Genomic DNA, 12,830 nt, shown 5'->3' on the forward strand with positions numbered 1-12,830 from the left:
GGCTACACCATGTCCGTCGCTGCGGCCAGGTCGGGTGCGAACTCGAGGGGAAGGTCGAGGTCGCCGAACCAGGTCGCGGCATAGTTGGTGAGCTTGCCGTTGGCGTTGTCTATCGCGATGACCCGCCTGCCCATCTGCAGGGCGATGAGCATCGCATGCAGTCGATCGGTGATGATCGTCTCGCCGGGGGAGAGGAGCGCGACACCGGTCGCGAGCCGCTTCGACGCGTCGGCGAACCAGCGGTCGGTCGACCGGTTCATCGTGCGGGTCACCGCGCCCTCCAACAAGGTGCGGCTCAACCGCTGGCGCAGCCGGTCGGCGAATGTCATCGCGGGCCAGTCGACCGCCGTCTCGATGCTGCCGGGTCCGGCGCTCTCATCGTCACGACGCAGCAGATGGACCACCGCGACGGTGGGCGCCGCCGACTCGAGTCGCCCCAGCATGTGCACGCTGTCGGGTGCGAGGATCACGTCCGGCACGAAGGCGCTGACCGCGGAGAACGAGACCCGGTCCCGCACCGCCATGCGCAGAAGGCGCCGCGGAGCCATGCGCGACGCGAACGCGCGCCGATCGGCATCCGACTCGAAGTGCACAGACTGCGGCTCCTGGATGAGCTCGATACGCGGATCGAGGCGCTCGGCGAGACGATAGCGGTGCTCGCTGTGCTGCGGGTACAGGCCCCCGAAGTTGCCGCCGCCCTGGATGGCGACGGGCCACCGCGATTCATAGACCTTCGGCGAGATCGTGCGCCATGAGTACGCGGCTTCCAGGCGGATCCCCGCCTGGCGCCAGAACTCGGCCTGGCCGAGTGCGATCACGGAGTCGCCGATGTTCTCGTAGTCGGGGAAGTCGGTGAGCACGAGCCGGTCGATCCCACGATGCAGTGCGGACATCGCGATGTAGGAACGGCGCTGCATCCTGCTGATCGCGTCCTCGGTGTGCGGCATGCGCGAGTTCGTGTTCTCGATCGGCAGCGTCACGGGGAGTCCTCCACGGTACGGGCGCCGCGCAGGCGGCGGGTGAGGGTGGATCGCAGCGACGAACGAGTCGTCGCGTCGAGGGCGATGAAGTAGTAGAGCGTGGTCGCCGTGATCGCCCAGACGGCGCCGACGACGGGGATCACCACGAGCGGCGGGTCGAGCAGACTCACCAGCACCAGCGCGGCGGCGACAGGTGCGACGGTTCCGAACGGCAGCAGCAGGCAGCGGATCGCGAAGCCCTTGACGGTGAGGTCGAGACGTCGCAGCGCGATTGCGATGTAGAAGGGCTCCAACAGGAGGATCGGGAGGGTGAGCCCCCACGCGATCCCGGTGAGCCCGGACGTCGCCCCGAGGACGATTGCCAGCGCCGTGCCGGTGACCGCCCAGATGGTGTGGAGGATCGCGTAGCCGCGCACCGATCCCTGCGCGGTGAGGATGGGGACCGCAAGCAGGTGGTTGTTGTTTGCGAACATCGACAGCACGAGGATCTGCGCGACGACGGCCGCGCCTGCGCCCGACGGGCCGAGCCAGACGCTCATGATCTCGGGCATGAAGACCACCACGGGCACGAGGACGACCGTCATCAGCATGTTCGCGTAGCTGGTGCCCCGAAGGTACATCTGGCCTATCGACGCGCCCGCCGCACCGCCTTCGCGCATCGAGGCGGTCGGCAGGATCGCGGTCGCGAGCGAATTCGTCACCTCCTTCACGAGGAGGTAGATGCGCTGGCCCGCGGCGTACAGGGCGGTGTAGGCGATCGGGAGCATGAGGGCGGTGAGGATGCCGCCCACCTGCATGATCACGACGCCCGCGAGGCCCAGGATCATGAGCTGCGCCGACATCGCGAACAGCTCCCGGAACACGCTCCACCGGAAGTCTCGCGGGCGGGCGGTGACCTGCGGTGCCCGTCTACGTCGCAGGACGTACGTCGCTATGCCGAATGCGAGAATGCCGAGCACATCCACCGCCGCGACGGCGACGATCCCGATCCCCGCCCAGCACACCAGCACGGTGAGCGCGACACGGAAGACGGCGAGGCCGATGAGGAGGTAGTTGACGTCGTTGAGGCGCCCGATCCCGGTGAGGATCTGCCGGTTCGCGGAGAACGAGAGCAGGATGAAGACGTTGGCGACGCCGAGGGCCGCGAGAATCCAGGCGGTGTCGGTCAGTTCCGGACTGAACTGCGTGCGAGGAATCGTGAGGGCGAACACCAGAACGGTGGCGCTGGAGAGGATGACCGCGGTCGCGAGGAAGAACATGTTGCTCGCCGCAGCGACCCGGCGCATGCGCGCGAAATCGTTGGAGGGAGCCGCCACACCGATGAACCGGGTGGTCGCTCCTCCGACGCCGAGATCCTGCTGGAACAGTGCGCCGACGGCCACGGTGAGCATGTAGAGGCCGTACGCCTCTGCGCCGAACGCGGCGAGAACCACCGGGAGCAGCACCACATACGCGATCATCGACGCGAAGCGCGCTGCGTAGGTCGTGATGACCGCGCCCGTCATCCCTCCCGCGCCGGCGGCGAGGTCCGGCTGGGCGCGGGTCTTGCGCTGCGCCACGGCGTCGACCGGGGCACGCATCTCAGCCCTGCCCCGCGGTGTCGGCGCCGAGCGTGAGATCGAGGCGGTAGACGAGGGTCTCGTCCGACTCGTAGACCAGTTCCCAGCGGGGGTCGTCCTCGAGGAAGCCCTGGAATCGGTCGAGCGCTCCGTCGGGGAGGGTGCCGTAATACGTGCTGTACGCGCGCATCTGCTCCGTGATGACCACCAGGGCGGGCCGCTGCTCCCACACCAGGCTGTCGGTGAGGCGTTCCACGCGGCGCGGGTCGGCGAATTCCTCGTCCTCCCAGCCGGGCCACGACGTCAGCCACATGTCGATGCCGCTGTCGAAGAGTTGGTTCGCGCGGACGAAGTCGACGTACTCAGCGACGATCCGGCCCGGTGCGCCGGGTGCGACGCCGATCGTGAGGGTGGAGGGATCCTCCTCTGTGAGCACCTGGGTCGTCAGTCGCACGGATTCGGGGGTGACGAGGTTGGCGAACCATCCGCCGTATGACGTCTGGATCGACCCCAGAGCCACGATCGTGAGGGTGGCCGCGACGGCCACCTGCGCTGCGCGCCGACCGAGAGCGAGCCCGCCGCTGAGCATGCGTGTGAGGACGGGAGCGAGAATCAGCATGCAGCCGGGGATCGAATACAGGAAGACGCGGAACATCGCCTCGCCGCCGTACCCCTGGCCGAGGAGGATCAATCCCGGGGAGAAGGCGACCACCGCCGGCACAGCGATGTCACGCCACCGGTCGCGATGGCGGATGAGGTGCACCGCGACGACCGCTGCGGTCGACACCCACACGAGCCCGGTGATTCCCCGAGCGATCCACGAGTTGAAGACCTGACCGACGCTCGGCGCGCCCAGCACCTCGTTGCGCGCCGACGGCGTCAGGATGTTGCTGAGGAGGTCGAGGTTGATGAGGTCTCCGAACTTCACCACCACCTCGAAGTGCAGGAGCAGGTAGCCGACGGCGATCGCGGCGAACACAGCGACGAGGTAGCGAGGTCGCACGCGTCCCAGCAGCGTGAGCAGCAGGGTCGCCGCCAGAAGCCAGTACGGCGTGAGCTGATGCGTCACGACGATCGCGGTGAAGATCGGGACCGCGACCCAGGAAGCAGCCCTGGTGCGGGTCGACGCCAGCACCAGCGCGATCACGACGATCCCGAGGGCGAAGGCGATGGCCTGAGGCGAGAGGTAGTCCTGCCCGACCCAGTTGACGAGATGCGCCCCGAACGCGGCGACCAGCGCGGTCGGGGCGGCATACCCGTAGGTGCGGGCGAGGAAGAACACCGCTGCCGTGAATGCGAGCTGCGCACCGACCGCGAACCATTGCGCGATGACGATCGTGTCCGACCCGGTGATCGTGTTGATCCAGGCGATGAGCGAGAACGCCCCCGGCCAGTTGTGGTAGATGTCGGCCGTCACGTCGACACCGCCGAAGCGCTGGATGTAGTCGATCGGACCGAAGTGCTTGTAGGTCCACGAGTAGAGCGGCGCATCGGTCGACACGGCCGTGGGAAGTCGCATCATGAGGACGGTCGCGACGAGCGCGACCCCGGCCGTGCGGGTGGCCCCGGACGCGATGGCGACGCAGAACGCGATGGTCGCCAGCGCGATCGACACCGGGAAGAGCGGACTGGCGGCCGGGATCAGCCCGAACAGGTTCCACGGGGCGTCGTGGAGGGTGGGGATGGCGAGTGCCCAGGCGACGACGGCCACGAGGAGCACGATCGCCGCGGGGTTCCCCGCACGACGGGTCGCGGACCGGTCGGTCGCCGCAGGGGAGGTGACGCGCGGCTCGGTGACGGTCATGCGCCCCTCCTCGTGACGAATGTCGCCAACGCGGCGGCGCACGTCGCGGCGGCGGCCGCGAGCAGCCACACCGCGGGTGCCCACCATTGGAGGTTGACGGTCGCGGTCGTGAGAAGGATCACCGCCGACAGGCCGAGGGCGGGTATGACGATCGGCGCGAAGTGCGGGGGAAGAGGCACCCAGGCCCGCACGAGAGAGCCGGGGCCGATCAGGATGAAGATCGCCAGGAAGGCGAAGGACACGCCTGCGGCGGTGGGAAGCAGAGCGAGCAGCCCGAAAAGTCCACCCAGAGCGGCCAGCACCGACCACAGTCGTCGATCGAGGACGATGTCGCGCGAGGGCGGCCCTGCGAACGTGCCGGCGTCCCGCTGCGCCCGCCGCTCGGCGAAGTAGGCCGCGGGGCCGCCGATGACGCTGGCCAGCTCGATCCGCCCGATTCCCTTGGACTCCCGCGACAGAGTGGCGGTCACCGTCGTCTCGTCCACAGATGCCATCGGCTTGTTGACCAGACGCGCAAGAGCTCGCGGCGATCTGGCGATGGCCGCGCCGACGGTGCGGGGATCCATTGCGACGGTCACGGCCCATGCGCCGAATCCGCGGCCATAGCCGACGGCCTGCGCCTCCAGCGCTGCCAGGTCGTCTCGGTGCCGGTGCCAGACGACGGCGGACGGGTTGACCACGATCGCCTGCCCGTCGTAGAGCATGCGGAGGAACATGTCGAGGTCCTCGCCACCCTTCGTGCGGGTGCCGGCGCCCAGGGCGGTGTCGAAGCCGCCGAGGGCGAGCATGTGGTCGCGGCGTACGGCGAAGTTCGCACCCGTGCCGAACTCGCCGACGCAGAACGGGAACATCGGCAGATCATCCGGCGGATCGCTCAGCCGGAAGGTGCGTGAAGCGGTGAGCTTCGACCAGCTGACGCGCGCGTCGAACCACGCCTGCACGGCATTGCGCAACTCGCCACTGGGCACGATCCCGGTCACGCACCCCACATCGTCGGCCTGCGCGAATCCCGCCGTGATCGCCCACAGCCACTGCGGATCGACGATCACGTCGTCATCGGTGTACGCGACGATGGTCGAGGAGGCCGCCTTGAGCCCGGCGTTGCGCGCGTGCGACAGCCCCGCCCTTTCCTCCCGCACGTAGCCGAACTCGGGGAACTCTTCCGCCAGCAGATCGCGGGTCGCATCGTCGGAGGGCGCGTTGTCGACCACGACGATCTCCATGAGCGGATAGTCGATGGCGCGGATCGCGCCGAGCGACTCCCGCAGGAGGGCGCCTCGATCTCGCGTGCAGACCACGACGGTGATCGGCCACGGAGCCGTGCGTGCCGCGGGCGGGGTGGCGGGGAGGCGATCGACAGCGTTCACCACGGCGGCGGCGTCCGCTTCGCCGTCCACGACGGGGACCGCGATGTATCCGCGGACCGAGCCGCGATCGCGCACCAGGAGTCTGGCGCGATCGAACTGGTCGCCTGATTCGAGCACGATGCGCTGAGGTGCGCCGCCGAGGTCGGATGCCTCGACGAGACCCACCCAGGTCGCGACGTCTCTGTCGACCGTGCCGTGAAGCGGCATGGCCGGCGGGAGCGTGAGAGTGGTCATGCGGCTGCACCTTTCGGGGGGAGGGGCGCGGTGCGGTAGGGGTGTGCGTGGCGGAGACCGACGATGCCGATGACCGTCAGCACGAGCGCCGCGCAGACGACGGCTGTCGACGCGCCCAGCGCCCCCCAGCGGGGGACGAGGAGGAGGACGAATGCGAGCAGCGTCAGCAACCACACCGCGTTGCCGACGAGCACCGGGCGCACACGGTGCCGCGCGCGAGACAGTGCCGACCAGACGTCGTAGCCGGGACGGATCGCGCTCGCCGCGGCAAGGATCCCGACGACCGCCATTCCGTAGAGGGGCGGATACCCCCGACCGAGGAGAAGGAACATGAGCGGAGTGGCGATCGCCGCCGTCACGCCGAGGGCACCCACCGCGAGCGACACCTTGAGCGCAAAGCCGTGAGCCAGTTCGGCGGTGTGCGCGAATGCGCCGACCGCGCTCCGGGCGAGCGCGGTGGCCACCGCCACGCCCACGAGGTCGAGAGCGACACTGAACTGGAACGCGATCGCGAAGATCGCTCCTTCGACGGGCGAGGCCAGCGTGGTCACGAGGAACGAGAGCGACAGGCCGGCGCACATCACGATGCCGACGGCGACGGCGTTCTCGAACGAGAACCGGCGGAAGGCCCGTGCGAGATCGCCGTCCCACTGTCGCGCCGAGCCGGAGAGCCCATTGTCACGATGCAGCGCTCGCGGAATCAGCACCGTGAGACTCACTGTCGTCATCGCGATGGCGGGCAGGATCGTGGCGAGGACCAGGATGAGGGGCGTCGCATGCGCGGCGAACGCGAGCAGCGCGAGGAGGCCCAGCTTGAGGAGGTTGGCCGACCCGTTGACGATGAGCGTCGCGCGCGCATCGGAGGCGCCGGCCAGCGCCTGCGCTTGCACGTTGAACAGCGCCCACGCGACCGAGCAGGTCGCGACGAGGCAGACAGTGGCGACCGGCGGCAGCACCGACGGAAGGAGGCCCGCGACGACCGTGCCGGCGACGACTCCGGACACCACCGACAGCACGGCGGTGGTGGTGAGCGCCCGTCGGAGGGTCTCGCGGGCGGCAGGACCGCCGAGGGGAAGCATCACCACCAGCGCGCTGCCGGGCCCGTTGGAAGCCAACGCCGCGGCGGCCATCACTGCGGCGAGCACGGATGCCTCGATGCCGAGCTGGGCCTGAGGGATCCAGACCGCCGCGAGCAGCCAGAACACGAAGCCCGAGCCCGCCGTCGCGGCGTACCCCGACGCGAGCCACAGCGAGTCGCGCGAGACGCGGGCGCGGATGTTCGTGGCAGGTGCGGCCTCGTGAGCGGGGGAGGGACCGGTCATACGCGTGCCCCGTCGGTGAGCGGCGACCGCGCCGCGCCGGGCCGCACTGCGGCAAGGCTGCCCCACACATATCCGCACCCGGCGAGTGCGAGGGACAGGGCGATCGCGAACGCGGGCACCAGACCAGCACGACCGCGCCGCAGTTCGCGCCATGCACCGGCGGGAAGGACCCGCGTCGCGTACGCCGACTCCGCGGCGAGCGCGTCCTGTCGGCCCACCGTGCGTGCGATCCCGGCCTTCGACAGTCCTTCGCACCAGCTGCGGTGCGCGACATAGCCGAGCCGCACGCGGTCGGCGCTCACGTGATGACGCACGTTCGCCGTCGGCGCGTACATGATGGTGCGCGTCGGGTCGGCCTGGCGCAGGAGGATGCACGCCTCCGTCTCCTCGCATCCGATCGGGAGGGCGCCGATGCGGCCGGTGTCGGGATTGAAGCCGCCGATGGCGAGGAGCGGTTCGCGGCGGAACGCCATCGAGCAGCCCATCACGTTGCGGATGGGCCCCGCCGCGGGAAGACCGCGGTAGCTGCATCCGACGATCCACAGCAGTTCCTCCGGCAGCACGGCCGGTGCCGCCCCGGGCCAGATGGGGCTGGCGCTGCCGCCCACTGCGACAACGCTCCCATCGGCGAAAGGGGCCACGAGTGCATCGAGCCACCCCGGTTGCGCGGCGGCGTCGTCGTCGAGGAACGCGACGACCTCACCCGTGGCCACCTGAAGGGCGGTGTTGCGCCCACCGGAGAGTCCGCGGCGATCGGTGTTGGGCAGGACGATGAACTCCGGCCATCGCGAGCGGGCTCGCTCCAGCAGCTCATCGTTGTGGTCGACGACGAGGATCGTCTCGTGTGACGGGGTCTGCGCGGACAGCGAGTCCATCGCGAGCACGAGTTGGTCCCAGCGGTCGATCGTGTAGGCGCAGACGACGACGCTGACAGACATGGCTAGGCGGCCGTGTTGACCGATTCCTCGAGCACGGGGGCGGGCGGCGCGGAGCTGCTCGCGCTCGCGGGGGTAACCTCGCGCACGGAGGTCGAGAAGACGGGCGTGGTCGCGCGACGGCGTGTGCGGCCCCAGCGGTTGAGGCGCTCGTCGAGCACCGTGCGCAGCACGCGAAGACCGTCGCTCACGGCGTTGAGGTTGCTTTCGCCGTGGATGCGCAGGAGCTCCACGCTCGGCACCTCGACGACGGTGAGGCGGTTCTCGGCGAAGCGGCAGTTGAGCAGCGTCTCGATCTCGAACCCGTCGCCCCACAGCATCTCGCCCTGGGCGCCGGCGATGTCGGGCGCCGGCAGGTCGAGCGCGGGCACGATGCGCCGCCAGAACGCGTTGTAGCCGTAGCAGAGGTCGGAGTACTTGGTGCCCAGGAGGACGTTCGTCAGGAGGTTGAGGAACTTGTTGCCCAGCTGCCGGTGGAACGTGATGTCCTCGCTGCCGCCGCCGGCCATGAAGCGGCTTCCCTTGGCGACGTCGGCACCGCCGATCAGCGCATCGACGAAGCGGGGGATCTCGTCGGCATCGGCCGAGCCGTCGGCGTCGAACATCACGATGATGTCGCCGGTCGCCCGCTCGAATCCGCAGACCAGAGCGTTGCCCTTGCCTTTGCGAGTCTGGGTGATGACGTCGACCGACGGTCGCACACGCCGTGCGACCTCCGCAGAGCCGTCGACGGAGTGTCCGTCGACGACGATGATCTCGTGCACGTCGGGGAGGAGGGGGAGGACGATCTCGAGGTTCTTGGCCTCGTTCCGGACCGGAACGATGATCGAGACGCGCGGGGAGGAGAGGTTCGGATCGTTGGACATGTGACGCCCTTCCATGGGGGAACGGTGGAGCGATGATTGTCTGTCCGACGCGAACGGGCTGGTCGCACCCGTCGCGTCGATGCGGTCCAGCACACCCCATTTGACGGGATCCGCTGGTGGGGGAAGCGGACCCGGTGGGGCTCGGTTTGCCGATTTCGTTCTTCTTCGAGCGTGACCGGATGGTGTTTCAGCCGCGTGAACGCGGCACCAGATTCGGGTTAACAGCGGCGATTCCGTGTCCCCTCTTCGGGGGACATTCGGGTGCTGATGCAATAAAATGTCCTCCATTGGGTGGACAACAGCAGGCGCCGGGCACCATGGAGCGTCATCTCAGGATCGGCGTCCAGAATGGGTGGCGGTCACCACCATCCCGAGCGCCGATCGCCTCGGGCCACTTCAATCCGGGGGCAAGGACACGTGGGAATCTCAAAGAAGACGGTTCCGCAGGCGAATGACATGTGCGCGTGCGGGCACGCATTCGAAGCGCACGAGCACTACCGCAAGGGCACCGAGTGCTCCATCTGCGACGTGAAGGCGTGCTCCGCCTTCTCGGCAGCGACGGTCGCGGAGTACTCGAACGCCCAGTGACGCCCGCCGGCAGCCGACGGCGGCGCCGACGCCGACGCGATCGATGGTGTGTATGCGCTCGAGTCCGTGTGGGCGCCGTCCGAAACGTGCCGGCATGCGCTCGCTCTACACTTGACCCTCGTGGTCACCCGTCTGTCGAACTTCTTCCTCCGCACCCTTCGTGAAGACCCGGCCGATGCCGAGGTCGCGAGCCACAGGCTGCTCGTGCGCGCCGGCTACATCCGCCGGGCGGCGCCGGGCATCTTCACATGGCTGCCGCTGGGGCTGAGGGTCAAGGCGAAGATCGAGGGGATCATTCGCGACGAGATGACCCGCGCCGGCGCCTTCGAGGTGCACTTCCCGGCGCTGCTGCCGCGCGAGCCGTACGAGGCTTCGGGCCGGTGGACCTCCTACGGCGACGGCATCTTCCGGCTGCAGGACCGCCGTGGGGCCGACTACCTCCTCGCGCCCACGCACGAGGAGATGTTCACGCTCCTCGTGAAGGACCTCTACTCGTCGTACAAGGACCTTCCCCTGACGATCTACCAGATCCAGGACAAGTATCGCGACGAGGCCCGTCCCCGGGCAGGTCTGCTGCGCGGACGCGAGTTCACCATGAAGGACGCGTACTCGTTCGACTACACCGACGAGGGTCAGGACGCCTCGTACCAGGCCCAGCGCGATGCGTACGAGCGCATCTTCCAGCGCCTCGGTCTGGAATACGTCATCGTCGCCGCCGACAACGGGCTCATGGGCGGGGCGCGATCCGAGGAGTTCCTGCACCCCACCCCGGTCGGCGAAGACACGTTCGTCCGCACCGTCGGCGGCTACGCGGCGAATGTCGAGGCGTTCACGACCGTGGTCCCCGACCCGATCCCGTTCGACGGGATCGGGGCTCCGGTGATCTTCGATTCACCGAACACCCCGACGATCCAGACGCTCGTCGATCACTCCAACGTGCACCTGGATGCCCCCGCGTCTGGCATCGCCGGTCCCGCCACGGACGGCGTGACGCAGTGGTCCGCCGCCCACACGCTGAAGAACGTCGTCCTCGCGCTCACGCACCTCGACGGTACGCGCGAGCTCGTGGTCGTCGGGATCCCCGGTGACCGCGACATCGACGACAAGCGCGCGGAGGTCGCTTTCGCGCCCGCCGCCGTGGAGGCCGCGACCGCCGAGGACTTCGAGAAGCACCCGCTGCTCGTGAAGGGCTACATCGGGCCGTGGTCCGAGACCGGCGCTGTCCTCGGCGAGGAGTCGGCGACCGGCATCCGGTTCCTGCTCGATCCCCGGGTCGTCGACGGGACCGCCTGGGTCACCGGCGCCAACATCGACCAGAAGCACGTCCACACCCTCGTCGCGGGTCGTGACTTCACCGGCGACGGATTCGTCGAGGTCGCGAACGTGCGGCCAGGCGACGCGGCGCCCGACGGCTCGGGTCCGGTGGAGCTCGCGCGCGGCATGGAGATCGGGCACGTCTTCCAGCTCGGGCGTTTCTTCGCCGAGACCCTCGGGCTCAAGGTCCTCGATGAGAACGGCAAGCTCGTCACCGTGACGATGGGTTCGTACGGCATCGGCGTGACCCGCATCCTCGCGAACCTTGCCGAGCTCAACAATGACGACAAGGGGCTCGTCTGGCCCGCGTCCGTCGCGCCGTTCGACGTGCACGTGGTCGCGGCCGGCCGCGAGTCCGTCATGTTCGATGTGGCGGAGCATCTCTCGGCCGACCTCGAGGCCGCCGGTCTCGAGGTCCTCTATGACGACCGCCCCAAGGTCTCGCCCGGCGTGAAGTTCGGCGACGCCGAGCTCGTCGGCGTGCCGAAGATCGTCATCGTGGGCCGCGGCGCCGCCGACGGCCAGGTCGAGCTCTGGGACCGCCGCACCGGCGACCGCGAAGTCGTCTCCCCGGCGGACGCCGTCGCCCGCCTCAGCGCCCGCTGAGCCGAGCGCCGCCGACCCTTGTCCGAGGGCCGGCGGCTCCGGCTGCGCGACCGGCCGTGACGGGATCGTTCACGCATCCGTTCACCGAACGGCGGCTCCGCGTGGCACTCTGGGCGTCATGGGCCCCAGCGACACCGGAACCATCCCGCATCCCGTGACCGAGGAGCTCCGCGCGACGATCGCCGCAGCGGGCATCACCGAGAGCACCGACCTCGTGGCGCGCATCCTCGCGACCGGCATCGGACTGGGCATCGACGACACCGAGCGTCTCGACCTCAAGATCACGTCCGCGGCGCTCAGCGAGATGCGCGCCGCGTTCCGCCTGTTCGCACCGTACCGCGGCATCCCCAAGGTCACGATCTTCGGCTCGGCACGCACACTGCCGGACGACGCGCTCTACCGGCAGGCCTCGGAGGCGGCGACCGCGCTCGCCGAGCGGGGCTGGATGGTGGTGACCGGCGCGGGGCCGGGGATCATGCAGGCCGCCGCCGAGGGCGCGGGCCCGCACAACTCGCTCGGCGTCTCGATCCGCCTTCCGTTCGAGGAGAAGCCGAACGCGATCGTGGGCGCGAACGCCCGCAACGTGGCGATGAAGTACTTCTTCACGCGCAAGCTCATGCTCGTGAAGGAGTCGAGCGGGTTCGTCTGCGTCCCCGGCGGGTTCGGCACCCTCGACGAGATGTTCGAGCTGCTGACCCTGCAGCAGACCGGCAAGGCGGATCCGACGCCCATCGTCCTGCTCGATGCACCCGGCGGCACGTTCTGGTCGGGGCTTCGCCGCTTCGTGGACGACCATCTGCTGCCCTCCGGCGTGATCTCCCCGGGCGACTTCGATCGGGTGTTCGTCACAGACTCGGTGACGGCCGCGGCCGACGAGCTCACCGGCTTCTATCGCAACTACCACTCGCTGCGGTGGGTCGGCAAGCGACTCGTGCTGCGGCTGAAGGCCGAGCCGACGGATGCTGAGGTCCAGGCGCTCAACGCCGCGTTCGGCGACCTCGTCACCGAGGGCGAGATCGAGCGGCGCGGACCGCTCGCCGTCGAGGTCGAGGACGGTGACGAGCTCCACCTGGCGCGGCTGGTCCTACGGCTGAACCAGTTCCGGGTGGGGGAGCTGCACCGCCTCATCCGCGCGATCAACTCGCTGGAATCGGCGCCGGCTGCCTGACGCCTTCCACCGCCGGCGTCGGGCGGTGGCAGCATCCGTTCGATGAGGCCGTTCTCATGCCCTCGTCGCCGGCCGTTCACCTCGGGT

At 69.2% G+C, this 12,830-nt stretch carries 10 protein-coding genes; 3 read left to right on the forward strand and 7 right to left on the reverse strand.

Annotated elements, in window-relative coordinates; all coding sequences use genetic code 11:
* Positions 1–2 precede the first annotated feature (2 nt).
* The 7 genes from MRBLWH3_RS09740 to MRBLWH3_RS09770 are packed head-to-tail and all read right to left on the reverse strand — an operon-like array spanning position 3 to position 9,067.
* A complete protein-coding gene (locus tag MRBLWH3_RS09740; RefSeq protein WP_363431104.1) occupies positions 3–980 on the reverse strand; it encodes a polysaccharide pyruvyl transferase family protein in 978 nt (325 codons plus the stop codon).
* Positions 977–2,560 (reverse strand): oligosaccharide flippase family protein, encoded by a 1,584-nt coding sequence (locus MRBLWH3_RS09745; protein WP_363431107.1) that lies wholly within the window; start codon positions 2,558–2,560, stop codon positions 977–979. Before MRBLWH3_RS09745 ends, MRBLWH3_RS09740 begins: the two co-directional genes overlap by 4 nt.
* A gap of 1 nt (position 2,561) precedes the next feature.
* Positions 2,562–4,343 carry a hypothetical protein gene (locus MRBLWH3_RS09750; RefSeq protein ID WP_363431109.1) on the reverse strand — a complete coding sequence of 594 codons (1,782 nt, stop codon included), beginning with the start codon at positions 4,341–4,343 and terminating at the stop codon, positions 2,562–2,564.
* Entirely contained in the window at positions 4,340–5,944 is a 1,605-nt protein-coding gene (locus MRBLWH3_RS09755; RefSeq protein ID WP_363431112.1) for a glycosyltransferase family 2 protein, read from the reverse strand. Before MRBLWH3_RS09755 ends, MRBLWH3_RS09750 begins: the two co-directional genes overlap by 4 nt.
* On the reverse strand, positions 5,941–7,266 hold the full coding sequence (locus MRBLWH3_RS09760) for a lipopolysaccharide biosynthesis protein (RefSeq protein ID WP_363431115.1): 1,326 nt from the start codon (positions 7,264–7,266) through the stop codon (positions 5,941–5,943). Before MRBLWH3_RS09760 ends, MRBLWH3_RS09755 begins: the two co-directional genes overlap by 4 nt.
* Positions 7,263–8,204 (reverse strand): glycosyltransferase family 2 protein, encoded by a 942-nt coding sequence (locus tag MRBLWH3_RS09765; protein WP_363431117.1) that lies wholly within the window; start codon positions 8,202–8,204, stop codon positions 7,263–7,265. Before MRBLWH3_RS09765 ends, MRBLWH3_RS09760 begins: the two co-directional genes overlap by 4 nt.
* A gap of 2 nt (positions 8,205–8,206) precedes the next feature.
* On the reverse strand, positions 8,207–9,067 hold the full coding sequence (locus MRBLWH3_RS09770; protein ID WP_363431119.1) for a glycosyltransferase family 2 protein: 861 nt from the start codon (positions 9,065–9,067) through the stop codon (positions 8,207–8,209).
* Positions 9,068–9,484: 417 nt separating this feature from the next.
* Between MRBLWH3_RS09770 and MRBLWH3_RS09775 the strand changes: the two genes are divergently transcribed.
* From MRBLWH3_RS09775 to MRBLWH3_RS09785, 3 genes are all read left to right on the forward strand, one after another.
* Positions 9,485–9,655: a hypothetical protein gene (locus MRBLWH3_RS09775; RefSeq protein ID WP_363431122.1), complete on the forward strand. Its 171-nt coding sequence runs from the start codon at positions 9,485–9,487 to the stop codon at positions 9,653–9,655.
* Positions 9,656–9,775: 120 nt separating this feature from the next.
* Positions 9,776–11,575 carry a proline--tRNA ligase gene (locus MRBLWH3_RS09780; RefSeq protein ID WP_363431125.1) on the forward strand — a complete coding sequence of 600 codons (1,800 nt, stop codon included), beginning with the start codon at positions 9,776–9,778 and terminating at the stop codon, positions 11,573–11,575.
* Between the two features lie 118 nt (positions 11,576–11,693).
* On the forward strand, positions 11,694–12,743 hold the full coding sequence (locus tag MRBLWH3_RS09785; RefSeq protein ID WP_363431127.1) for a TIGR00730 family Rossman fold protein: 1,050 nt from the start codon (positions 11,694–11,696) through the stop codon (positions 12,741–12,743).
* Positions 12,744–12,830 lie beyond the last annotated feature (87 nt).

The organism is Microbacterium sp. LWH3-1.2 (genome assembly GCF_040675855.1).
In the GTDB taxonomy this organism is placed as follows: Bacteria; Actinomycetota; Actinomycetes; order Actinomycetales; family Microbacteriaceae; genus Microbacterium.

Excerpts from the sequence above, each read along its gene's own strand:
- MRBLWH3_RS09770 (WP_363431119.1), bottom strand. The coding sequence starts at position 9,067 with ATGTCCAACGATCCGAACCTCTCCTCCCCGCGCGTCTCGATCATCGTT.
- MRBLWH3_RS09750 (WP_363431109.1), bottom strand. The coding sequence starts at position 4,343 with ATGACCGTCACCGAGCCGCGCGTCACCTCCCCTGCGGCGACCGACCGG.
- MRBLWH3_RS09755 (WP_363431112.1), bottom strand. The coding sequence starts at position 5,944 with ATGACCACTCTCACGCTCCCGCCGGCCATGCCGCTTCACGGCACGGTC.
- MRBLWH3_RS09785 (WP_363431127.1), top strand. The coding sequence starts at position 11,694 with ATGGGCCCCAGCGACACCGGAACCATCCCGCATCCCGTGACCGAGGAG.
- MRBLWH3_RS09745 (WP_363431107.1), bottom strand. The coding sequence starts at position 2,560 with ATGCGTGCCCCGGTCGACGCCGTGGCGCAGCGCAAGACCCGCGCCCAG.
- MRBLWH3_RS09760 (WP_363431115.1), bottom strand. The coding sequence starts at position 7,266 with ATGACCGGTCCCTCCCCCGCTCACGAGGCCGCACCTGCCACGAACATC.
- MRBLWH3_RS09765 (WP_363431117.1), bottom strand. The coding sequence starts at position 8,204 with ATGTCTGTCAGCGTCGTCGTCTGCGCCTACACGATCGACCGCTGGGAC.